Here is a 22403-nt window from a genome sequence, read left to right as displayed (position 1 = left end):
CCGACCTCACCAGGAACCATCATGCAGGACCTAGGACTTTCGCATCTCTGGWCGCAAGGCGATTTCGTCATGCGMGCSACCGCCATCATTCTGCTCATCATGTCGCTGGCTTCGTGGATCGTCATCCTCACCAAGGCATGGGATCTTGTCCGCCTGAAGAAGATGGCCCACGGCGCGGAGAAGCGCTTCTGGCATTCCGACGATTTCGACCATGCCCTCGAGACGCTCGGCGGCAACGATGCCAACCCGTTCCGCACGCTCGCCGTGACCGGCAAGGAAGCCACCCAGCACCACCGCGCCAGCCAGCCCCAGCTGCATGACGTGATGGACATTTCCGACTGGCTGACCCGCTCGCTCAAGAGCGCCATCGACGACGCCGTCGCGCGCATGCAGTCCGGCCTGGCAGTGCTGGCATCGGTCGGCTCGACCGCGCCGTTCGTCGGCCTGTTCGGCACCGTCTGGGGCATCTACCATGCACTGATCAATATCGGCGCCTCCGGCGTGCCGACCATCGACAAGGTGGCCGGCCCGGTGGGCGAATCGCTGATCATGACCGCGTTCGGCCTGGCCGTGGCGATCCCGGCAGTGCTGGGCTATAACGCGCTGAGCCGCGGCAACAAGGGCGTGATCTCCAAGCTGAATCGCTTTGCCCACGACCTGCACGCATACTTCGTGACCGGCGCCCGCGTGCGCCCGAGCAATTCCCGTGGCGCCACCGACGATGCCGGCATGCGCCTCGCCGTCAAGAACCAGTAAGGCCGCAGCAAGGCAAGAAGGAAGTCATCATGGCATTCGGTACCCTCGACGGAGACGATGACGAGGTGATGAGCGAGATCAACATGACGCCGCTGGTCGACGTCATGCTGGTGTTGCTGATCATCTTCATCATCACCATTCCCGTGATCAACCACGCGGTCAAGATCGACCTGCCGCGCGCAACCAACACGCCCAACGATCCCAAGCCGCAGAGCATCAACCTGTCGATCGATGCGGCCGGCAAGGTGTTCTGGAACCAGGTCGAGGTGGACGAGGCAGCGCTCGACGCCAACATCTCGGAGGCGGCCCAGCAGCAGCCGCAGCCTGAACTGCACCTGCGCGCCGACCGCGACGTCCGCTACGAACGCGTGGCCGAAGTCATGGCTGCCGCGCAGCACGGCGGGCTGGGCAAGATTGGCTTCATCACCGAGCCCAAGCACTGAGCCGGTTGAAGCAAGCAGCGAAAAGGGCACTCCACGGAGTGCCCTTTTTTATTTGGCGTGATGCCTTTCGTCGCCCTCTCCCCTGCTCTCTTGCAGGGCCTTGTCGCACGCCGCAGACAGCGCCAGGTTTTTGCATCGGGCCATTGAAAAACGCTATTGTAATGATAACGGTTCTCATTTAAGATTAGACCAACTTGAACCCGGTCGTGATGGCGCGCAGCCCGCTTCGCCACCACAGACCACCGGACCGGAGCCTACCGATGAGCACTCTGACCCTGCCGCTGTCGCAACCCGCAGTCACCCGTCGCCGCCTGTCCCTGCGCCGGATCGAGGTCGCCCCTGGCAAGCCCGCGCAAGCGCGGCGCGAGACCACGGCCAGCGCGGCAATCGAATCGATGAAGTCCGCCGTGGCCGCCCTGCCCGCGCGCCTCGAAGCCCTTGTGCGCGACAGCCTGCCCGCCGCGCCGGCGAGCGATGCGGTGCCGCTGGAAACGCTGATGCGCGGCAATAACCTGCTGCCGATCCTGCACAACGGCGAGGTCTACACGCTGCGCATCACGCGCTACGGCAAGCTGATCCTGACGAAGTAAGTCCCCCTGCCGCGCGGTCGCCGCGGCAGCGCATGCCACAAGGAAGGGAAGGAAGGGACTGCGTCGGGAGAAACGCCCGCGGGAACCCGCAGGCAGTGCGCACGGCCGGCAACGGCCGCGGCACGGCAGGCAAGACAGCGATCCGGCGCGGTTGGCGCCAGTGCCGCCGGCAGTGAGCGGGGCTCCCCGCCGGCAGGTGCTTCTACAGCCTTGGGGGCAAGCCTCAGACGCCCACCAGGGCGGCGATGCCGGTGCGCGCGATCTGCGCGTCTTCGGTCGACTTCACGCCCGACACGCCGACGGCGCCCACCACCTGCTCATTGACGATGATGGGCACGCCACCTTCGAGCATGCCTTGCAGCATCGGCGCGGTCATGAACGAGTGACGGCCGTTGTTGATCATGTCTTCGTAGACCTTCGACTCGCGGCGGCCCAGCGACGCCGTGCGCGCCTTCTCGGTGGCGAGGTAGCTCGAGATCGGCGCGGCGCCGTCCAGGCGCAGCAGGGCCAGCAGGTGGCCACCATCATCCACGATGGCGATCGACACCGCCCAGTGGTGATTCTTGGCCTCGACCTCTGCTGCGGCCAGCACCTTTTTCACATCGTCTGCCGTCAGCACGGTTTTTTGCTGCATACCACTCTCCTCGAAATCGGTTCGGTAATTCAGTTCAATGAGCCGGAAGTATAGCGCCCCGGACATTGGCATGACCACGGCACACTGCCTGTGGCCGCCATGAACCCAGGAAAGCAAAAAGCCCGCGCGAGGCGGGCCTTTTGCTGACTGCAGCGCTGCCGTGCGCAACGCTGCCAGAGCTTGTCAGGCTCCGTCGGTGAACTGGTCGCGGCGATCGCCAACCTTGGCGCCGTCGGTGTACGGGTCAACCTTGCCCATCTTGGCGCCATCGGTGAACGGGTCAACCTTGCCCATCTTGGCGCCATCGGTGAACGGGTCAACCTTGCCCATCTTGGCGCCGTCGGTGTAGGGGTCGGCCTTGGCGATGCCAGCGGCGAATGCGGAAGCGGAGAGTGCGGAAAGCGCGGTCAGTGCTACGATCGCCACCAGGCTGTTCTTGATCTTCATGGTCGGATCCTTTTGGGTAGTAGTGTGCTGGAGCGGCACTGGACGAGAACAACTTTGCGGAATCATTTCATCGCAGTGCAACACAGGCAGTGTAGGTGAAAACCCTAATAAAGATCCAGCCAACCGTTTGATGAAACTATTCAAATAATTTGACCCCACTACCAGCGCGGGAACCACCAGCGTTTTGCCGCGTCGGCAGTGCTTTTCCGGGATGCGCCGGAAAAATCAAAGGGCCCCGCGGGGCCCTTTTTTACGATCCGCGCAAGACAGATCGTTCATGCTTATCGCCAGTGGCGATGCTCGTGGCGCCAGTGTCCCGGCGGGCCATAGTCGCCGCGACCGTAGTAGCCGCGACCGTAATAGCCGCGACCATAGTAGCGCGGGCCGTAATAGCCGGGGCCGTAGTAGACCGGGGCCGGACGCACCACGACCGGCGGCGGACCATAGTAGACCGGCGCGGGAGCTACCATCACCGGAGGTGCTGCAATGTACGCGGGCGGCGGATAGTACGCCGGGCCGCCAACCACCACGCCGGGAACACCGACCGCCACGCCGACGCTGACATGCGCCATTGCCGCACCCGATGYCATCACCCCCAGCAATGCAAGTCCTGCGAGCAGCCAACGTTTCATGATCCTTGCCTCTTGCAAGTCGTTATTCGATAAGCCGTATTGTAGGGGCTACCCGAATTCCAGGTGAAACCGGGGGTTCTACATTGTTACGAGGCGTAACAAGCGCCACATATACACATGGCCGCCCCGGCTTGCGGTTGCGTAGCGCGGAGCTTGCATCACCGCGCCCAACCGAACACAATACCGGGCTTGCCGTGCGGCCGTGGAGAAATTGGTAGACTCAGCAGACTTAAAATCTGCCGCCCTTCCGGGCTTACGGGTTCGACCCCCGTCGGCCGCACCAGCAGCATTCCATCCGCTCAGGCCACCGCGCCGCAAAGTAGCGCACCGCCCAACACCAGGAACACGAACAGTGCGCCAGCCAGCGCCAGCGGCTTGCGTCCTGCGCGCAGCAAGGTTCCGATGCGCGTGTGCAGTCCGATCGCCAGCATCGCGCAGGCAAGCAGCCAGTTGTCGAAGGCCAGCAGCGCGGGCTTCCAGTCCTGCGGCACCATGCCGGCGGAATGCACGGCCATGACCGCCACAAACCCGACTGCGAACCACGGCACGGCCTTCAGGATCGCGCGCCAGGGGCGTGCACCGTGCGCGGCCTCGTCTGCGCCTTCGGCATGCGCCTTCGGCCACAATGCCAGCACCAGCAGCAACGGCCCGAGCGCCAGCACCCGCACCATCTTCGCCACCACCGCGGCGTCCGCGGTGGCGTCGCTGACCATCTTGCCCGAKGCGATGACCTGYGCCACCTCGTGCAGCGTTGCCCCCGTGTAGATGCCGAACGTGCGCTCGCTGATGGCCCAGTGCCAGTGCTGCGTGGCCAGTTCGAACAGATAGGGATAGAGCAGCATGCCGGCCGTGCCGAACAGTACGACGGTGGCGACTGCCACCGCGGTCTGCCGGTCATCGGTGCGCACCACGGAAGCCACCGCGATGGCCGCGGCAGCGCCGCATACCGCACTGCCCGCGCTCACCAGGATCGCCTCGCGCCGGCTCAGGCCCAGCAGGGAAGTGCCGATCCAGACGCCGACCAGCAGCGTCGCCACGAGCATGGCCAGCGGCACCAGCACGCCGGCCGCGCCCAGATCGACGATGGCGCCGAAAGTCAGCCGCAGCCCGTACAGCGCCACGCCGAGGCGCAGCAACTGCTGGCGGGCCAGCTGCATGCCGGGCGCCAGCGGCGTCAGCCAGCGCTGCGGCAAGGTATTGCCCGCGATCATGCCGGCAAACATCGCCAGCGTCAGCGCGCTCATGCCCAGGTGCGAGACCGCGGGATGCGCCGAGAAGACCATCGCCAGCCAGGCAATGAAGCCTAGCGGGAGCAGTGTCAGTAACCTGGCAGCCCATGAAGGCGGCTCGGCGCCGAGATTGGCAGCTACGGTCGAGGGTGCGGAAGACATGGCAGGCTCGCTATTTATCCCTGCAGCAAGGCGGCTTCGGGACGTATTGGAAGATGACCTCAGAGTACTGAGCCGCCCTAAACCTGTAAAACAGGTAATATCGTTTTACCTTACCTGAATTTCAGATATGAACCAGCGCCCGCTCCGCCTCACCCTGCGCCAGCTTTCCGTCTTTGTCGCCGTAGCGCAGCACGGCAGCACGGTGGCGGCGGCGGAAGCACTGGCCATGTCCCAGTCGGCCGTGAGCGCCGCGCTGGCGGACCTGGAAACCGCGCTGGGCGGCGCGCTCTTCGATCGCGTCGCGCGCCGGCTCAGCATCAATGAAACCGGCCGGATGTTCTTCCCGCGCGCACTGTCGTTGCTCGACCAGGCGCATGAGCTGGAGCGCTTCACCGTCCAGCCCGGCGTGCAGCTGCGCATCGCCGCCAGCAACACCATCGGCAGCTATATCCTGCCCGCCCTGCTGGCTGGCTTTCGCCACGCGCAGAGCGGCCCGTGCACGCTGGACATGCGCATCGGCAATACGCGCGACGTGCTGCAAGCGCTACTGCACTTCGAAGCGGATATCGGCCTGATCGAAGGCACCTGCCACGAACGCGACCTGCGCAGCGCGCACTGGCGCGACGATGTCATGGTGGTGGTGGTAGGCCCTGCGCATCCGCTGGCCGGCAGGCCCGGCGACCTGGCCGCCTTGCGCGACGCCGACTGGGTAGTCCGCGAACCCGGCTCGGGCACGCGCGAGGTCATCGAGCAGCGGCTGGCGCCACTGCTTGGCGAATTGCGCTTTGCGCTGGAACTCGGCAATACCGAAGCCATCAAGCGCGCCGTGATGAGCGGCTACGGCGTGAGCTGCCTGTCGCTGCAGGTGGTGGAAGACGAACTGCGGCGCGGCACGCTGGTAGCGCTGCGCGAAGGCCTGCCCGATGTGGTGAGGCCGCTGCAGCTCGTGGTCCACCAGGACAAGTACCCTACGCAGGGCCTGCTTGCCTTCACCGAGTATCTGCGCCGCGACGCGGCCGCGGAACAGGCCCGCGCGGAACAGGACGGCGCAGCATAGACGTGCTCAGGCCGGCTGCGGATCGGCTTCGCTCTGCTGTTTCGCGTTGTAGCGGTCGAGCAGGTGGAACAGCAGCGGATTGAGCACGATGGACAGCAGCGCGCCGGCCAGGATCAGCGCCTGGCCGCGCTCCGGCAAGATCTTCAGGTAGACGCCGAGGCCGGCGAGAATGAAGGAGAACTCGCCGATCTGGGCCAGGCTGACCGCAATGGTCATGCCGGTGCGCGTGGAATGCCCGAACACGCGCACGATGCACAGCGCTGCCACCGACTTGCCCACCACGATGATAAACAGCGTGGCCAGCACGCCCCACGGATCCGTGATCAGTACCATGGGATTGAACAGCATGCCCACCGACACGAAGAACAGTACCGCGAATGCATCGCGCAGCGGCAGGGACTCCTCCGCCGCGCGATGGCTGAACTCCGATTCGGCCAGCACCATGCCGGCAAAGAACGCGCCCAGCGCGAACGACACGCCGAACAGTGAGTAGGCGCCGAACGCCACGCCCAGCGCCGTGGCCAGCACCGCGAGCCGGAACAATTCGCGGCTGCCGGTCCAGACGATGCGCTCCAGCATCCACGGAATAAAGCGGCGGCCGACCACCAGCATCACCGCGACGAAGGCCGCGACCTTGCCCAGCGTGGAGAACACCGTGAACAGGATCTCGCCGGATCCCGGCGCGGCCGCCGCATCCGCGCCCTCCCCCGCCGGCGCGAGCAAGCCGGCGACCGCCGGCAGCAGCACCAGCGTCAGCACCATCGCGAGGTCTTCCACGATCAGCCAGCCAACGGCGATGCGCCCCTGCGGCGACTCGACCAGGTCGCGCTCCTGCAAGGCCTTGAGCAGCACCACCGTGCTGGCCACCGACAGCGCGAGGCCGAACACCAGGCCCGGCCCCCACTCCCAGCCGAAGCCCCACGCCACGCACATGCCGAGCACCGTGGCAATGGCGATCTGCACCACCGCGCCCGGGATGGCGATCTTCTTCACCGCCATCAGGTCCTTGAGCGAGAAATGCAGGCCAACGCCGAACATCAGCAGGATCACGCCCAGTTCCGCCAACTCCGGCGCCAGCGCCTGGTCCGCGGTGTAGCCCGGCGTATGCGGCCCTACCACGATGCCCGCGCACAGGTAGCCGATCAGCGGGGGCAGCCTGAGCCGGTTGGCCAGCGCACCCAGGATGAATGCCAGGACAAGGCCGCCGACGATCGTGCTGATAAGCGGGGTAGCGTGATGCATGCGTTGTGGATTCCTCGTGGGGTGCCGGGAAGGCATTGACTGGACGGCCCGCCCGCCCCCGCACGGTGCAAATGCCGGGGACCACAAGGCATCCCCGCGCACCGCGGCGTGCGACGCCGGGAGGGCCAGGGAGATACCACGCTGATCGGGGAGAACGGGAACGGAAGTCTTGCAGCAGCCCTCGGGCGCAACGCGGCGCGGTCCATGCGGACGACATGGGCGCGCGCTCCAGGTCGGATAGCCCCTGAACGCCCTGTGAAGACTACGACATGCAATGTAACACGATCATCCGCGCGTCAAAGCGCGGAATCGCCAGGCAATGTGCCCCTATAAGCGCCGAGGCTGGCACTGTGATGCGGATCTGGCCGCGCGCAGCGGCCATGCACGGGACGGGCCGGCCGCGGCTAGGCAGCCGCTGGCGACAGCCGGAAAGTCGCCACCGTATCGCGCAGCCTGTGCGACTGCTCTTCAAGCGATTGCGCGGCCGCTGCGGCCTCTTCCACCAGTGCCGCGTTCTGTTGCGTCACCTCGTCCATCTGCCCGACCGCCTGGTTGACCTGCTCGATACCCGTGCTCTGCTCCCGCGAAGCGGCGGCGATTTCGCTGATGATGTCCGATACGCGCCGCACGGCCTGGCGCAGATCCGTCATGGTCCTGCCGGCGTCCTCGGCCTGCGACGAGCCCTTGCGCACGGTGTCCACCGAGGTATCGATGAGATCCTTGATTTCCCTCGCGGCGCTCGAAGAACGCTGGGCCAGGCTACGCACCTCGCCGGCCACCACCGCGAAGCCCCGCCCCTGTTCGCCGGCACGCGCCGCCTCCACCGCGGCATTGAGCGCCAGGATATTGGTCTGGAAGGCAATGCCTTCGATCAAGTTCGTGATCTCGGCAATGCGGGCGGAACTGGTGCTGATGGCACCCATGGTGTCCACCATCTGCTGCACCGCCGTGGCGCCATGCTCCGCGACGTCTGCGGCGTTATCCGCCAGCCCGCTGGCCTGGCGCGCGTTGTCGGCGTTCTGTCGCACGGTCGCGGTCAGCTGCTCCATGCTGGCTGCGGACTGCTCCAGCGAAGCGGCCTGTTGCTCGGTGCGCGAGGACAAATCCGCGTTGCCGGCCGCAATCTGCTGTGCGGCCGTGCTGACCGAGTCGGTCGACATGCGCACCGCGCGCAGCGCCGATGCGACCCGCTCGATCAGATGGTTGAAAGCCACCGCGGTACGCCCGATCTCATCCTTGTGCCGCACCAGGGCCCGGCGGTCGAGATCAAGCGAATCGCTGACATAGCGCAGGGTTTCTTCGATCTCGGCCAGGCTGCCATGGATGCGCCGATAGAGCGAATAACCCATCGCCACGCAGGTCGCGAAGGCAAGGGCGATGATGACCGAGAACATCTTCAGCGCCGCCTCGTAGGCAGCGCCATTGCGCGCGACCACCTCCTCGCCCAGGCCGGCGTTGTAGGCAACGTGTTCGTTGATGGCGGCGCGCAGCTCCACCGCCGCGTCGTACAGCGAGCCGCCCATCAGCATGCCTAGCGCAGTCGCGCTATCGCCGGCAGCGAACCGCTCCAGGAAGCGCTCGCGCTCGGCGCGGTAGCGTTTGGCCGCGGCACGGTCCGCCTCGAGCAGTTTGCGATCGGCGTCACCGGACAGGATGCTGCGCTGATAGTAGGCGAGCTTCTCATCGAAGCTCTTGTCGGCCGCCGCCAGCGCCGCGAGCGCCTCTGCGCGGCCCGCGTCGGTTGGCGACAAGGGATAGAGATAGGTAGCGAGCCGCATGCTGCTGACGGTGTCCCGAAGGTCGCTCAGCGTGCGCACGCTGGCCAGGGTGTTGTCATTGAAATAGGAAAACCGCTCCTGCGCCGAGCGCAATTGCCAGATGCCGTCGAGCCCTACGGCGAGCATGGCGAACAGGAGCAGCGACAAGGTGGCGAGCAGGCGTTGAGTGATATTCATGGCGCATATTCCGGCGCCGCAGGCGCGAACGCCGATCCTCCAGATGGACAATGAAAGGGAACACCCGCGAGCGTGCGCAGGCGCGGCGCGTGCCGCCCCACCCGTTCCCGCAGGCCCAGGACTTCTGCTTGCAAAGCGCGCTTCCGACATCTCCGGATTTGGTGAGCCGTCTTTTGAATGGCTCCTCCTGCCTTTACGGCAAGGAGAGAAAAGCACTGAAGGGTTTTATGGATAAATAGTGAAATTGAACGACAAAGATAGGAGTAATCCGATTTTTTGACGAAGATAGAAAACAGATCACCCCGCGGCAGCAGGACCCCGACGCCCCGGGCAGGGGTCGATTCAGGAATGGCCGAGACTGCCCCCACCCGCGGCGGCAAGGACCGCGCCCGCGCTTGCGGGAGGGCGCGACCACGATCGGGCGCGTCCGCGCCCTGACTTCATCCACCCGGATACGCCCACCACCATCAGTCATGAGGCTGACTGCATGCATGTCGAAGGTCCGGTACGGTGCGCCACGCCACAAATCCGTGAAACTTCTGGTGGATAGCCTGCCCGTCGGCGCTTGCTTAGTCTTACTGGACCCGACCACTGAGGAACGCCATGTCGATCTCACTCACCCTCCGCCCAGTGTCCGTCGCGCGCTTCAGCCTTACTGCGTTGGCACTTGGACTTGCGCTCGGCGCCCAAGCCCAGACCCAAGCTCAGACCCAAGCTCAAGCCCCGGCCGAGATGCCAGCCGTGGCTACCGCGCAAGCGGATGCCTCGATCAAACCGGGAACACAGGTGGAGGTGGCTCCCGTAGCCGTGCAGTCCGAGACCTCGCCGTCGCGGCCGCAATCGATTACTGCTCCGGCCGAGGTGTTTGCTCCGCCACTGGCCATCCCCCGGGCTGCACTTCCGCCGGCGGAACCAGCCCAGGCACAGGCCGAGGCCCCGCAATCACCGCCTGCGGCCGCCGTTGCGGATACGCCTGCCCCGACGATGCCACGCCCGCCATTGATGGCGACGAGATCGCAACCGATGACACCGCGAACGGTGGGCGGTGTCACCTATATCTGCGGTGGCTCGGATAGCGAGGAGAACGAGCAGTTGACGCGCCTGGAGGAGCAGTACAACCTCGGCGTGGTCTTTACCGAGGGCCCGAATGGCGTATCCGCGACGGACGTGGATGTACGACTGCGCCGGCATGGCAGGGTGCTGGCATCCATCCCGGCGACAGGCCCGCGCTGCCTATTCAAGCTGCCGCCCGCAGACTACCGCGTGGAGGCCACTTACAAGGAACGCATGCAATACGTGATCGTGGAGACCGGGTCCATGGGGACAGGCTTGCGCTGGTAATCGCGTCCTGCCCTGATGCATATCGGGGATGTGGAGGACATGGCGGACATGGCAAGCAAGGATGGCCGGCATTGCGCACAACACCGGCGCCGGAAAGCAAAAAGCGCCACCGGCTAGGGTGGCGCTTTTTGCTTGAATCCTGGAGGCGGGGGTCGGAATCGAACCGGCGTACACGGCTTTGCAGGCCGCTGCATGACCACTCTGCCACCCCGCCGGGTGACTTGCTGCTGGATTGTAGCCGCAATCGCCCGACCCTGCCGGGGCCGCGCCTTGCGCACCATCATCACAAACAAAAAGGGAAGCGGCGCTTCCCTTTGGGATTTGGAGCGGGAGACGAGTCTCGAACTCGCGACCTCAACCTTGGCAAGGTTGCGCTCTACCAACTGAGCTACTCCCGCATTACATACCGCATAACTACTAAAAGTCGACCCGGATAATACACGGCATCGGCCGTCACCATCGAATCTGGCAAAAACTGGAGCGGGAGACGAGTCTCGAACTCGCGACCTCAACCTTGGCAAGGTTGCGCTCTACCAACTGAGCTACTCCCGCATGTTCCTGCTGACTTCTGAGCTAAAACGCAACTTCTGACCCGATATTGCTGCCATCTCGATGCGTTCTTGCTGCATTTCGCTTCGTTCGGTTTGTTTCGTCAGAAGCGAGAACAGGATTATTGCAAACCGGAACACCCTCGTCAAGCATATTTTTCACCGAGCCATTATTTTTGTGCGGTGGCTTCTCCGCCCAGCCGGCTACGCTCCCGGATCTGCGGCCAGGCGAGCTTCATGTAATAGAACATCGACCACAGCGTCAGCACGGCGGCCACATAGATCATCCACGTACCGAGCACCGAGGCGTCGACGATGCCGAGCAGGCTGTCATTGAACAACAGCAAGGGGATGGCGATCATCTGGAAAGTCGTCTTGAGCTTGCCGAGGAAATTGACGGCCACGCTCTTGGAAGCGCCGATCTGCGCCATCCATTCGCGCAGGGCCGAAATGGTGATCTCGCGGCCGATGATCACCAGTGCGATCAGGTCGGCGACGCGGCCCAGCGCCAGCAGCGAGAGCAGTGCCGCCGCCACCATCAGCTTGTCGGCCACCGGGTCGAGGAAGGCGCCGAATGACGAAGTCTGGTTCCAGCGCCGGGCAAGGAAGCCGTCCAGCCAGTCGGTGACCGCCGCCACGATGAAGAAACCGGCGGCCGTCATGTTCTTGGCGTGCATCGGGAGCCACGCCTCGGGCAGGTAGTACACCCCCACCACGAGAGGAATCATGGCAACGCGGAGCCAGGTCAGCAAGATCGGAATATTCAGCGGCATTGGGGGCTCGAAACGAGACAACGGCGATGGGTAACTCCGCGATTGTCGCCTATTTCAACGCCAGCCGAGCATTTCGCGCCGCGCGCGGCGCGCGCGGGTCCGAATCAATGCAGCTGGCGGTAGATTTCCTCGGCCAGCGCATGCGAGATGCCGTCGACACTCGCGATCTCGTCGATGCTGGCTGCCATGACCCCGCGCAAGCCGCCGAAGCGGGTCAGCAGCTTCTGCCTGCGACGCGCCCCGACGCCTTCGATCTCCTCCAGCCGCGAGGTGGTGCGCGCCTTGGCGCGGCGCGCGCGCATGCCGGTAATGGCGAAGCGGTGCGCCTCGTCGCGTATCTGCGCGACCAGCATCAGCGCCGCGCTGCCCTGCCCCAGTTCCAGCGACGGCCGTCCGTCGGCGAACACCAGCGTCTCCAGCCCGACCTTGCGGCCCTCGCCCTTGGCAACGCCGACCAGCAGGCCGATATCGAGACCAAGCTCCTCGAACACCTGGCGCGCCACTTCGACCTGGCCCTTGCCGCCGTCGATCAGCACCACGCTGGGCACCAGCGCACCGGCGGCATCGCCCTGGCCGCCATCGACACCGGCCTCGCGCGCCTGCTCCAGCATCTCCACCAGTTTCTGGTAGCGGCGCGTAAGCACCTGGCGCATGGCGGCATAGTCGTCGCCCGGCGTGATGTCCTGGATGTTGTAGCGGCGATATTCCGCGTTCTGCATCTCGTGATGATGGAACACCACGCAGGATGCCTGCGTGGCTTCGCCGGCGGTATGGCTGATGTCGAAGCACTCCACGCGCAGCAGCGCCAGGTCTTCCATGTCGAGAGCGATGGTCTCGGCCAGCGCGCGCGTGCGGGCTTGCTGGCTGCCCTGCTCGGCAAGCCGGCGCGACAGCGCCAGGGCGGCGCCCTGCTGCGCCATCTCGAGCCAGGCGCGGCGCTGCCCCTGCGGCTGGCGCACCAGCGTGACCTTGCGCCCGGCCTGCATCGACAGGGCCTGCAGCAGCGCCCTGTCCGGCGGCAGGTGGCTCACTACCAGGATCGGCGGCACGGCCTGGTCGAGGTAATGCTGGGCCATGAAGGCAGACAACACTTCGGCGGCGATGCGCTCCGCCGCGATGCCTGCGGGGGCCTCGGCGCCTGCCTCGCTGCCGGCACCGGCCTCGGCGTCCTCATCCTCGACGATCATCGCGCCTTCTTCCACGTGCGCAGGGAAATAGGCCTTGTCGCCGAGATGCCGGCCACCGCGCACCATCGCCAGGTTGACGCAGGCACGGCCGCCTTCCACGGCTACCGCCAGCACATCGATATCGCTGGCCTGGCCGACTTCCTCCACCGCCTGGCGCTTGAGCACCGTGGACAGCGCACCGATCTGGTCGCGCACCGCCGCCGCCTGCTCGAACTCGAGCCGCCCGGCATGCTCTTCCATCTTGGCCTGCAGGCCTTCCAGCACCTCGCTCTGGCGGCCCTGCAGGAAGCGCGCCGCATTGCTGACGTCACGCGCATAGTCTTGCTCGCTGATGGCGTTGACGCAGGGCGCGGTGCAGCGGTGGATCTGGTGCAGCAGGCAGGGCCGCGTGCGGTTGGTGAAGACAGTGTCCTCGCAGGTGCGCAACTGGAACACGCGCTGCAGGATCTGCATGCTCTCGCGCACCGCATGCGCGCTCGGGAACGGCCCGAAGTACTGGTGCTTGCGATCCGTCGCGCCGCGGTAGTAGGCCATGCGCGGAAAGCGGTGGCTGGTCAGCTTGACGAAGGGATAGGATTTGTCGTCGCGGAACAGGATGTTGTAGCGCGGCGCCAGTGCCTTGATCAGATTGTTTTCCAGCAGCAGCGCCTCGGCCTCGGTGCGCACCACGGTGGTCTCGATGCGCACGATCTTGGCCACCATCAGGGCGATGCGCGGCGACGGCAGGTTCTTGTTGAAGTAGCTCGAGACACGCTTCTTCAGGTCGCGCGCCTTGCCGACGTAGAGCACATTGCCCTGCGCATCGAAGTAGCGATAGACCCCCGGCAGGCCGGGCAGCTGCGCGATCGCCGCCTTGGGATCGAACTGTGGCTCGGGCGCGGCCGCGTGGCCGGGCTCGGCAGCCGCCGGGGCGGGCGTGCCTGGATTCTGGATTTCGGGTTCCGGCAGGGACATCGGGTGGGAATCGACCGTGTGGAAGCGGCCGGTCAGCGCACGGCCGGCAGGCGACGGCGCGACAGGCTCTAAAATCGCAAGTTTAGAGCAATTCCTTGTCGCCTCACGCCGCCATGACCACCCGCCCCGACCGCACCGTCCGCTCATGGGACATCTTCTGCACCGTCATCGACAACTTCGGCGATATCGGTGTCTGCTGGCGGCTGGCGCGCCAGCTTGCGCAGGAGCACGGCCACGCCGTGCGGCTGTGGGTGGACGACCTGCATAGCTTCGCGCGGCTGGCGCCGGGCCTCGACGTGAACGCCGGACAGCAGGAACTGGCCGGCGTGACGATCCGCCCATGGCGGCGGCCCGACCAGGAGAGCGGGCAGGACAGCGCCGCGCGCTTCGCCGGCGTCGTGCCGCACGACGCGGTGATCGAATCGTTCGCATGCGACCTGCCGGCGACATTTCTTGGCGCCATGGCTGCGCGCATGCCCAGGCCGGCCTGGATCAACCTCGAATACCTGAGCGCCGAGACATGGGTGCGGGAGCACCATCGCATGAGCTCGCCCCATCCGCGCCTGCCGCTGGTGAAGTATTTTTTCTTCCCGGGCTTCGAGCCCGGCACCGGCGGGCTGTTGCGCGAGTCCATGCTTGGCACGCAGCGCGAGCATCTGCGCGCCGCGCCTGCCGCCCAGGCCGCGCTGTGGCACCGGCTTGGCACGCGCCCCATCGACGGCGCGCTCAAGGTCAGCCTGTTCGCCTACCCCAACGCGGCCCTGCCGTCGTTGCTGGCGCAGTGGCGCGACGGCGCGGAGCCGGTGCAGTGCCTGGTGCCGGCCGGCCTCGCCGCCGAGCAGGCGAGCGCCTGGTTCGGCACGCCCGGTGCCAGGCCGGGCGACACCTTTTCCACCGGCAACCTGACGGCCCACGTGGTGCCGTTTGTGCGCCAGGAGCACTACGACGAGCTCCTGTGGCTGTGCGATGTCAACTTCGTGCGCGGCGAGGATTCCTTTGTCCGCGCGCAATGGGCGGGCCAACCGCTGGTCTGGCATATCTACCCGCAGGAAGACGCGGCGCACCTGGTCAAGCTGAATGCCTTTCTCGACCTCTTCACGCAACGGCTCGAGCGTGCCGGCAACGGGGCGGCGGCAGCGGCGTTCGCGGCGTTCTGGCGCGCATGGAATGCGCCTGGCGATTCACTCGACTGGCCAGCATTTCGCCTGCATTTGCCGGTGCTGCGCGAGGCGACCGAGCAATGGCAGCGCAGCCTGCAGCACCTCGGCGATCTGGCGGCAAATCTCGTGGGCTTCTGCGAAAATCAGGTAAAATAATCGGTTGATTTGATGGCGACCGGCCGGAAAACGGGGGAACGCGCAGAAGATGACAGTGGCACCCGCCACCGCATCGGCAGCGGAACCTGGGCGTACTGGACGGGCCGCGTGCGCACGGCCACCGCCGTGCGCTGGCAGCGCGCCTTCGCCACACCGAATTCCGAGACAATTTTTTCAGGAAAACAGTTCAGATGAAAACCGCACAAGAACTCCGCGTCGGCAACGTATTCATGATCGGCACCGACCCGATGGTCGTGCAGAAGGCCGAGTACAACAAGTCGGGCCGCAACTCCGCCGTGGTCAAGATGAAGTACAAGAATCTGCTGACCGAAGCCCCGGGCGAGTCCGTCTTCAAGGCCGACGACAAGTTCGAAGTCGTGATGCTGGATCGCCGCGAATGCACCTACTCGTACTTCGCCGACCCGATGTACGTGTTCATGGACACCGAATTCAACCAGTACGAAGTCGAGCAGGACAGCATGGGCGACTCGCTGAACTACCTCGAAGACGGCATGAACGTCGAAGTGGTGTTCTACAACGACAAGGCCATCTCGGTGGAAATGCCCACCACGCTGGTGCGCGAGATCATCTACACGGAACCGGCCGTCAAGGGCGACACCTCGTCGGGCAAGGTGCTCAAGGGCGCCAAGATCAACACCGGCTTCGAGCTGCAAGTGCCGCTGTTCTGCAACATCGGCGACAAGATCGAAATCGACACCCGTACCGGCGAATACCGCAGCCGCGCAAACTAAGCGCAGCTGGTTCGCCGCTGCCCTCGCGGGCAGCGCAACGGCAAAAAAGGGCAGCCTCGGCTGCCCTTTTTGTTTCCCCGCACCGCAGCGCGGCTACCCGCCCGCGGCTTGCGGGTCGTCACGCGATCAGGCCGTGCCCTTTCAGCTCGCGCACGGCGACGGCGTAGTCGGGATCCTGCATCAGCTTGTTCCACGGCAGTGGCTTGCGGCGGCCAAACAGCTTGCGGATACGGCGCTGCGACGCCTTGCCGGCATCGACGTCGAGTTCGTTGAGCAACTGGTCGGCGCGCYCCGGATGATTGCAGATCAGCACCATATCGCAACCGGCAGCGAGTGCCGCGCGCGCGGCCTCGGTGACCGTGCCCGCAACGCTGGCGCCCTCCATGCTCAGGTCATCGCTGAAGATGACGCCCTCGAAACCAAGCTGGGTCCGCAGCACGTCCTGCAGCCAGTAGCGCGAGAAGCCCGCCGGGTTCGGATCGACCTTCGGATAGATGACGTGCGCCGGCATCACCGACGACAGCGTCATGCCCATCCACTCGTAGGGACGCGCATCCTGCGCGAGGATCTCGTCGAGGCTGCGCTCGTCCACCGGCACCGCCACGTGCGAGTCCGCGGCGACAAAGCCGTGGCCGGGGAAATGCTTGCCACAGTTCGCCATGCCGGCGAGCAGCAGGCCGTGGGTCAGGTGGTTGGCCAGCATGGTCACCACGCGCGGATCGGCGTGGAAGGCCCGGTCGCCGATCACGGCGCTGMGSCCRTAGTCCAGRTCSAGCACCGGCGTGAAGCTCAGGTCGATATCGCAAGCGCGCAACTCGGCCGCCAGCACGTAGCCGCAATGCACGGCAGCCTTGGTCGCGGCAAGCACGTCGCGGTCCCACAGCTCGCCCAGGCGACCCATGGCCGGCAGGTGCGTGAAGCCGTCGGTCCTGGCGCGCTGCACGCGGCCGCCTTCGTGATCGATGCAGATCAGCACGTCCTCGCGCACGGCACGGATCTCATGCGTCAGCGCCTGCAGCTGCGCACGCGACTCGAAGTTGCGCGCGAACAGGATCACGCCGCCGGTGAGCGGATGGGAGATGCGGCGGGTGTCTTCGGCATCGAGGTGCTTGCCCTTGACATCGAGTACGACGGGGCCCGGCCGCTTGCCGGAAATCTTCTTGATCATTGGGATTATTCGCTAGGCTGGGAAGCGAGCGGCAGCGCGCCGGGAGCGCCGGCGCCACCAAGCTCTGCGATCGCAAAGGCGACCGCGTATTCGTGTTCGTCGCTGACACTGACCCGCACCGTCACGCCGCGTTCCCGCAGCCAGGCATCCAGTTCGCCATGGCAGTGCGGATACGGCTCGCCGGACGGCAGGTTCAGCAGCTCCATCGCGCGCCACGTCATCGGCCAGCGCATGCCCAGCCCGATGGCCTTGGAAAAGGCCTCCTTGGCGGCAAAGCGCGTGGACAGGAAGGCGAGGCCGCGCTTCTCCGAACGCGCGCGGCGCGCATGGTATTTCTGCAGTTCCTGCGGCCCGAGCACCTTCTCGGCAAAGCGCCCGCGCGTGCGCTCCATCACGCCTTGCACGCGGTTGATCTGGATGATGTCGGTGCCGATGCCGTAGATCACGCTGCTGCGTCCGGGCGCGGATAGGTGGTGCCGAGGCGCGCAGCGACCATGATGGCCTTCATCTCGCGCACGGCGTTCTGCCAGCCGACGAAGACCGCATGCGCGACGATGGCGTGGCCGATATTGAGTTCCTTGATGCCGTGCATGGCGGCGACCGGCTGCACGTTGGTGTAGTGCAGGCCGTGGCCGGCATTGACCACCAGGCCAAGCCGCACGCCGGTATCGACGCCTTCGGCCACACGCTGCAGTTCCGTGGCCTGCTCGGCCGGCGTGTGCGCATCGGCATAGCGCCCGGTGTGCAACTCCACCACCGGCGCGCCGCAAGCGGCGGCCGCTTCGATCTGCTCGGCCTGCGCATCGATGAACAGCGACACGCGGATGCCCGCGTCGGCCAGTTGGCGGCAGGCTGCCTTGACCTGCTCGAAGCGCCCCGCCACATCGAGCCCGCCCTCGGTGGTGACCTCCTCGCGCCGCTCGGGCACGAGGCAGACATCCTGCGGCCGGATCGCGCAGGCGATGTCGAGCATCTCCTGGGTGATCGCGCACTCCAGGTTCATGCGCGTGGCCAGTAGCGGGCGCAGCGCGTGCACGTCGGCATCGCGGATATGGCGACGGTCTTCGCGCAGGTGCAGCGTGATCAGGTCGGCGCCGGCCTGCTCGGCCTGCAGCGCGGCCTGGATGGGATCGGGATAGACCGTGCCGCGCGCGTTGCGCAGCGTGGCCACGTGGTCGATGTTGACGCCAAGGTCGATGACGCCGGGATGCGCGTGGAAAATCATGCGGACGGACTCAGAGATAGTGCAGGTCGATCAGGATCTGGCGCGTCTTCAGCGGCGCGCCTTGCAGATAATAATGCAGCAGGAAGCGCATCAGCGCACGGCTTTGCGTCACCGTCTGCGCCCGGCGGTAGTCGTCCTGCGACATATCGAGCAGCGTCTGCCCGGAAACCACCGGCCAGGACGACGGATCGCTGGGCTGTGCGCGGCGCACGCCGCGCTCCGGCTGGTACACGTAGTCCAGCCCGGGCTCCACCGCCTCGCCAGAATTCGCGCATTGGTCGAAGGCCACGGCAAAGCCGGTCTCCTGCAGCAGCACGCGCTCGAAGCCGCGCAGCACCAGGCCGGCCTGCTCGCCGTGCGCGAGCCGCGTGAGCGTGGCCATGTACTGGCGGAACAGCGCCACGTGGGCGTCTTCGCGCGGGCAGAAACGCAGCAGCAGTTCGTTGAGATAGAAACCCGAGAGCAAGGCGTCGCTGGCCAGCGGCAGCATGCCGCCGACCCACTCAGCGCGTGTCAGCGTCTTGACCTCGCCGCGCCCGCTCCATGACAGCGAGATCGGCTGGAAATGCTGGAGCACCGGGCGCAGCGCCGAATGCGGGCGCTTGGCGCCCTTGGCGACCATGGCCATGCGCCCGTGGTCACGCGTGAACACGTCGAGGATCAGGCTGGTTTCGCGGTAAGGCCAGGCGTGCAGTACGAAGCCCGGCTGGTTGGCTACGCGCAACTCGGTGCGCGCCGGGACGATGCGCAGCGCGCGGTCCATCATGGCGCGCTGCTCGGCCACCGCCATGCCGGGCACGGCCTGGCTGCCCAGCAGCTCGGCGGCTTCTTCCGCCACCGGATCGACGCGGCGGGCCTTCAGTGCAGGCCCGCCCGCTCTGTCATTCATAGCCGTAGGCGCGCAATCCAGCTTCGTTGTCGGCCCAGCCGCTCTTCACCTTGATGAACATTTCCAGGTAGACCTTGCCGTCGAACAGCTTTTCCATGTCGATGCGGGCTTCGGTGGAAATGGTCTTGAGCTTGGCGCCCTTGTTGCCGATGATCATGGCCTTGTGGCCATCGCGCTCGACCAGGATGGTGGCGAAGATGCGCCGCAGCCTGCCTTCGGTCTCGAACTTCTCGATGACGACCGTGCTGGTGTACGGCAGTTCGTCGCCGGTCCAGCGGAACACCTTCTCGCGGATGATTTCCGAGGCCATGAAGCGCTCGCTGCGATCGGTCATGGAATCGGCGTCGTACATCGGCTCGCCCTCCGGCAGGTAGGGCCGGATGATGGCGAGCAGGCGGTCGATGTGGTCTTGCGTCTTGGCCGACATCGGCACCACTTCCGTGAACTGGAACTGATGCCCCATCTTCTCGAGGAAGGGCATCATCACCTCAGCCCGGTCCGCGCCGAGGCGGTCCAGCTTGTTGGTGATGAGCAGCACCGGCACCTTCTTGGGCAGCAGGGACAGCACCTTCTCGTCATCGGGGCCGTAGTGGCCAGCCTCGACCACGAACAGCACCAGGTCCACGCTCGACAGCGTGGACGTCACCGCACGGTTCAGCGAACGGTTCAGCGCGCTGGCGTGCCGCGTCTGGAAACCCGGCGTGTCGACGAAGACGTACTGCGCGTCATCCGTGGTCTGGATGCCGACGATGCGGTGGCGCGTGGTCTGCGCCTTGCGCGAAGTGATGCTGACCTTCTGTCCGACCAGCGCATTCATCAGTGTGGACTTGCCGACGTTGGGACGCCCGACAATGGCCACGGTGCCGCAGCGGAACGCAGCGGTTGGGGTACCCGCGGCGTCTGGCCGCGGATCGGTAGATTCGGTCATTCCTTCAACCTGAGAGACAACTGGGGATCGGGTGGCACCGGCTGCTTGCGCGTCTTGCCGGTGCGCTCGGCCCGGCTGCGCTTGAGCAGCTGGGGCACGAGCTTCTGCACCTCGTCGAGCGCCAGCTTGGCGGCAGCCTGTTCGGCCGCGCGGCGCGACGCGCCGGTACCGAACACCCGCACTTCCAGTTTAGGCACGGTGCACTCGACTTCAAACTGCTGGTTATGCGCGGCGCCGTGGGTGGCGATCACGTTATATTGCGGCAGGGCGATCTTGTGGCCTTGCAGGTACTCCTGCAACAGCGTCTTGGCATCCTTGCCCAGCGTGCGCGGATCGACCTGCTCGAGAATCGGGATATACAACTTGCGGATCAGGGTGCGTGCGCCCTCGAAACCGGCATCGAGGAACACGGCACCGACGATCGCTTCCAGTGCATCGGCAAGGATCGAGGGACGGCGGAAGCCGCCGCTCTTGAGTTCGCCCTCGCCCAGGCGCAGCGCCTCGGACAGCTGGAGCATCTGCGCGATCTCGTACAGCGCCTGCTGCTTGACCAGGTTGGCCCGCACGCGGGACAGATCGCCCTCGTCGAGCTTGCTGAACATGCCGTACAGCATATCGGCCACGGCGCAGTTGAGCACCGAATCGCCCAGGAACTCAAGGCGTTCGTTGTGCAAGGCACTGTGGCTGCGGTGCGTCAGCGCCTGCTGCAGCAATTCTGGCTTGCTGAAGCGGTAGCCGAGGCGTTGCTGTAAGGCGTCGAGGTTCATGTCAGTACTGCGTTCCCGAGTAGGTAATCAAAAGGCTCAGCGGGCCGTATAGCGGCACCTCGTTGCGGTAGGAAAATCCCACCGAGCGGATCGTGCCGTTGTCATCCTCGTGGATATCCAGATCGTCGCTGCGCACGGCGGTAATACGGTCGATCTGCGCCTGCTTACTGAAATAGTCGGCAATTTCGCGCTTGTTGGATGCCTGCTGCTTGGCATAACTGACCGCGCGTTTGACCGAGAAATACTCCAGCAGGCTCGGTATCGCCCTGACCGCCGGGATCACCACGCCCCCAACGACCAGGATAACGACGAGCAAGCTGCCCATCGAGAAGCCGCGCCGCCTGTCATTCCCCGCCAGGCGCGCCCGCCCCCCGACTGCACCAACTACCTGACCCGATCGACCCATAATGCGCTTTCCCTCGCTTGACTGGAGTGGTTATTCGCGCCGCGGGGATGCTACTTGAACGATCCCACGCGTCCGATATTGCCGAGGTTCATCCAGATCAGGAACGCCTTGCCGACGATATTCTGATCGGGCACGAAGCCCCAGTAACGTGAATCCAGGCTGTTGTCGCGATTGTCGCCCATCACGAAATAGTGACCCTGCGGTACCTTGCAGGTCAGCCCCTGCTGATTGTAAGTGCAGTTCTCGTGGAACGGAAAATCCGGATCGGCGCCGGAGACGAAGGCGGGACGATCCGTGTCGTTCAGGATACCGTGCACGGGGCCGTCCGGCAGTTTCTCCTGGAAGTGCTTGGAGTACGACAAGCGCTCCTCGTCGAGGTAGTCCGGCAGCGCGCTGTATTCGGCCGGCTTGCCGTTGATGGTCAGGCGCTTGTTCTGGTAGCTCACCACGTCGCCCGGCACGCCGATCACACGCTTGATGTAGTCGAGCGACTGGTCCTTCGGGTAGCGGAATACCATCACGTCGCCGCGCTGGGGCTCACCCACCGCCATGATCTTCTTGTTCACCACCGGCAGACGGATGCCGTAGTCGTACTTGTTGACCAGGATGAAGTCGCCGATCAGCAAGGTCGGGATCATCGAGCCGGACGGGATCTTGAAGGGCTCGACCACGAACGATCGCAGCACGAACACGGCCAGGATCACCGGGAAGAAGCTCGCCGAATACTCCAGCCACCAGGGCTGGCGCAGCTTTTCCTCCGCCAGGCGGCTGCGCGATGTATCGATCTCGCCGACGCCGTAGCGGCCCTGCAGGTCAGTCCTGCGCGCATCGAACTCGGCCAGCGCGGCCTGGGCGGACACCCGCCGCTGCTTCTCGAACACCAGCTTGTCGGCCATCCAGGCAACGCCCGTGATGACCACCAGCACAAAAAGAATCAGTGCAAAATTCATGACGGCTAGATCTTGGTGATGTTTTGTTAGAGTCTGCTTCGCCAACGGCCGG

At 65.4% G+C, this 22403-nt stretch carries 24 protein-coding genes and 4 tRNA genes; 9 read left to right on the top strand and 19 right to left on the bottom strand.

The features are described from left to right. The first annotated feature begins 21 nt into the window (after positions 1–21). The 3 genes from AC1DK4_RS16795 to AC1DK4_RS16785 all read left to right on the top strand — a co-directional run bounded on the left by AC1DK4_RS16795 (position 22) and on the right by AC1DK4_RS16785 (position 1789). Positions 22–756, top strand: coding sequence for a MotA/TolQ/ExbB proton channel family protein (locus AC1DK4_RS16795; protein WP_477131650.1), 735 nt, complete (start codon positions 22–24; stop codon positions 754–756). Between the two features lie 29 nt (positions 757–785). After that, a complete protein-coding gene (locus AC1DK4_RS16790; protein WP_441619450.1) occupies positions 786–1199 on the top strand; it encodes an ExbD/TolR family protein in 414 nt (137 codons plus the stop codon). A 260-nt stretch (positions 1200–1459) separates the two neighbouring features. Beyond that, positions 1460–1789 carry a hemin uptake protein HemP gene (locus AC1DK4_RS16785; RefSeq protein WP_441619448.1) on the top strand — a complete coding sequence of 110 codons (330 nt, stop codon included), beginning with the start codon at positions 1460–1462 and terminating at the stop codon, positions 1787–1789. Between the two features lie 223 nt (positions 1790–2012). On the opposite strand, the gene AC1DK4_RS16780 is transcribed toward AC1DK4_RS16785, so the two are convergent. The 3 genes from AC1DK4_RS16780 to AC1DK4_RS16770 all read right to left on the bottom strand — a co-directional run bounded on the left by AC1DK4_RS16780 (position 2013) and on the right by AC1DK4_RS16770 (position 3502). Next, positions 2013–2423 (bottom strand): heme-binding protein, encoded by a 411-nt coding sequence (locus AC1DK4_RS16780; RefSeq protein ID WP_441619447.1) that lies wholly within the window; start codon positions 2421–2423, stop codon positions 2013–2015. 183 nt (positions 2424–2606) lie between these two features. Continuing rightward, on the bottom strand, positions 2607–2870 hold the full coding sequence (locus tag AC1DK4_RS16775; protein ID WP_441619445.1) for a hypothetical protein: 264 nt from the start codon (positions 2868–2870) through the stop codon (positions 2607–2609). Positions 2871–3151: 281 nt separating this feature from the next. Next, positions 3152–3502 carry a hypothetical protein gene (locus AC1DK4_RS16770; protein WP_477131649.1) on the bottom strand — a complete coding sequence of 117 codons (351 nt, stop codon included), beginning with the start codon at positions 3500–3502 and terminating at the stop codon, positions 3152–3154. 196 nt (positions 3503–3698) lie between these two features. On the opposite strand from AC1DK4_RS16770, the gene AC1DK4_RS16765 reads away from it, so the two are divergent. Beyond that, a tRNA-Leu gene (locus AC1DK4_RS16765) sits at positions 3699–3785 on the top strand. Between the two features lie 16 nt (positions 3786–3801). On the opposite strand, the gene AC1DK4_RS16760 is transcribed toward AC1DK4_RS16765, so the two are convergent. Then, on the bottom strand, positions 3802–4893 hold the full coding sequence (locus tag AC1DK4_RS16760; RefSeq protein ID WP_441619442.1) for a YeiH family protein: 1092 nt from the start codon (positions 4891–4893) through the stop codon (positions 3802–3804). 127 nt (positions 4894–5020) lie between these two features. On the opposite strand from AC1DK4_RS16760, the gene AC1DK4_RS16755 reads away from it, so the two are divergent. After that, positions 5021–5950: a LysR family transcriptional regulator gene (locus AC1DK4_RS16755; RefSeq protein ID WP_441619441.1), complete on the top strand. Its 930-nt coding sequence runs from the start codon at positions 5021–5023 to the stop codon at positions 5948–5950. A 6-nt stretch (positions 5951–5956) separates the two neighbouring features. Here the strand turns inward: AC1DK4_RS16755 and AC1DK4_RS16750 are convergent, their stop codons facing one another. Both AC1DK4_RS16750 and AC1DK4_RS16745 read right to left on the bottom strand, forming a co-directional pair. Then, complete coding sequence (locus AC1DK4_RS16750) at positions 5957–7192, bottom strand: cation:proton antiporter domain-containing protein (RefSeq protein WP_441619439.1); 1236 nt, start codon at positions 7190–7192, stop codon at positions 5957–5959. Between the two features lie 404 nt (positions 7193–7596). Further along, positions 7597–9147, bottom strand: coding sequence for a methyl-accepting chemotaxis protein (locus tag AC1DK4_RS16745; RefSeq protein ID WP_441619437.1), 1551 nt, complete (start codon positions 9145–9147; stop codon positions 7597–7599). 50 nt (positions 9148–9197) lie between these two features. Between AC1DK4_RS16745 and AC1DK4_RS16740 the strand changes: the two genes are divergently transcribed. Next, on the top strand, positions 9198–9386 hold the full coding sequence (locus AC1DK4_RS16740) for a hypothetical protein (protein WP_441619435.1): 189 nt from the start codon (positions 9198–9200) through the stop codon (positions 9384–9386). A 784-nt stretch (positions 9387–10170) separates the two neighbouring features. After that, entirely contained in the window at positions 10171–10488 is a 318-nt protein-coding gene (locus tag AC1DK4_RS16735) for a hypothetical protein (protein ID WP_441619433.1), read from the top strand. 140 nt (positions 10489–10628) lie between these two features. On the opposite strand, the gene AC1DK4_RS16730 is transcribed toward AC1DK4_RS16735, so the two are convergent. The 5 genes from AC1DK4_RS16730 to uvrC form a co-directional block, all read right to left on the bottom strand. Continuing rightward, positions 10629–10702: transfer RNA gene (locus tag AC1DK4_RS16730), tRNA-Cys, on the bottom strand. Between the two features lie 108 nt (positions 10703–10810). Continuing rightward, positions 10811–10886 (bottom strand) — tRNA-Gly (locus AC1DK4_RS16725). 78 nt (positions 10887–10964) lie between these two features. After that, positions 10965–11040 (bottom strand) — tRNA-Gly (locus tag AC1DK4_RS16720). Positions 11041–11206: 166 nt separating this feature from the next. After that, entirely contained in the window at positions 11207–11809 is a 603-nt protein-coding gene (gene pgsA, locus AC1DK4_RS16715; protein ID WP_441619431.1) for a CDP-diacylglycerol--glycerol-3-phosphate 3-phosphatidyltransferase, read from the bottom strand. 104 nt (positions 11810–11913) lie between these two features. Further along, on the bottom strand, positions 11914–13950 hold the full coding sequence (gene uvrC / locus AC1DK4_RS16710; RefSeq protein WP_441619429.1) for an excinuclease ABC subunit UvrC: 2037 nt from the start codon (positions 13948–13950) through the stop codon (positions 11914–11916). A 113-nt stretch (positions 13951–14063) separates the two neighbouring features. Here uvrC and earP point away from each other — a divergent pair, with 113 nt between their 5' ends. Then, positions 14064–15266 carry an elongation factor P maturation arginine rhamnosyltransferase EarP gene (earP, locus tag AC1DK4_RS16705; protein ID WP_441619427.1) on the top strand — a complete coding sequence of 401 codons (1203 nt, stop codon included), beginning with the start codon at positions 14064–14066 and terminating at the stop codon, positions 15264–15266. Between the two features lie 191 nt (positions 15267–15457). After that, positions 15458–16018 (top strand): elongation factor P, encoded by a 561-nt coding sequence (gene efp, locus AC1DK4_RS16700; RefSeq protein ID WP_441619425.1) that lies wholly within the window; start codon positions 15458–15460, stop codon positions 16016–16018. Positions 16019–16136: 118 nt separating this feature from the next. Here efp and nagZ read toward each other — a convergent pair whose 3' ends face one another. From nagZ to lepB, 8 genes are all read right to left on the bottom strand, one after another. After that, complete coding sequence (nagZ, locus tag AC1DK4_RS16695; protein WP_477131648.1) at positions 16137–17186, bottom strand: beta-N-acetylhexosaminidase; 1050 nt, start codon at positions 17184–17186, stop codon at positions 16137–16139. A 5-nt stretch (positions 17187–17191) separates the two neighbouring features. Next, on the bottom strand, positions 17192–17632 hold the full coding sequence (gene acpS, locus AC1DK4_RS16690) for a holo-ACP synthase (RefSeq protein WP_441619421.1): 441 nt from the start codon (positions 17630–17632) through the stop codon (positions 17192–17194). Then, complete coding sequence (gene pdxJ / locus AC1DK4_RS16685) at positions 17629–18411, bottom strand: pyridoxine 5'-phosphate synthase (protein ID WP_441619419.1); 783 nt, start codon at positions 18409–18411, stop codon at positions 17629–17631. The genes acpS and pdxJ overlap by 4 nt, the downstream gene beginning before the upstream one ends. Positions 18412–18421: 10 nt before the next feature. Then, on the bottom strand, positions 18422–19300 hold the full coding sequence (gene recO / locus AC1DK4_RS16680; protein ID WP_441619417.1) for a DNA repair protein RecO: 879 nt from the start codon (positions 19298–19300) through the stop codon (positions 18422–18424). Further along, positions 19293–20228: a GTPase Era gene (gene era / locus AC1DK4_RS16675; RefSeq protein WP_441619415.1), complete on the bottom strand. Its 936-nt coding sequence runs from the start codon at positions 20226–20228 to the stop codon at positions 19293–19295. Before era ends, recO begins: the two co-directional genes overlap by 8 nt. After that, the gene (rnc, locus tag AC1DK4_RS16670) at positions 20225–20995 is read right to left on the bottom strand and encodes a ribonuclease III (protein WP_020205117.1); all 771 of its coding nucleotides are present in this window, start codon (positions 20993–20995) and stop codon (positions 20225–20227) included. Before rnc ends, era begins: the two co-directional genes overlap by 4 nt. 1 nt (position 20996) lies before the next feature. After that, complete coding sequence (locus AC1DK4_RS16665; protein ID WP_441619413.1) at positions 20997–21320, bottom strand: DUF4845 domain-containing protein; 324 nt, start codon at positions 21318–21320, stop codon at positions 20997–20999. A 131-nt stretch (positions 21321–21451) separates the two neighbouring features. Beyond that, positions 21452–22351: a signal peptidase I gene (gene lepB, locus AC1DK4_RS16660; RefSeq protein WP_441619411.1), complete on the bottom strand. Its 900-nt coding sequence runs from the start codon at positions 22349–22351 to the stop codon at positions 21452–21454. Positions 22352–22403 lie beyond the last annotated feature (52 nt).

The organism is Cupriavidus sp. 05N38, assembly GCF_056397345.1.
Note: the sequence above shows the minus strand (reverse complement) of the source record. Positions and strands in the feature narration are given on the sequence as shown.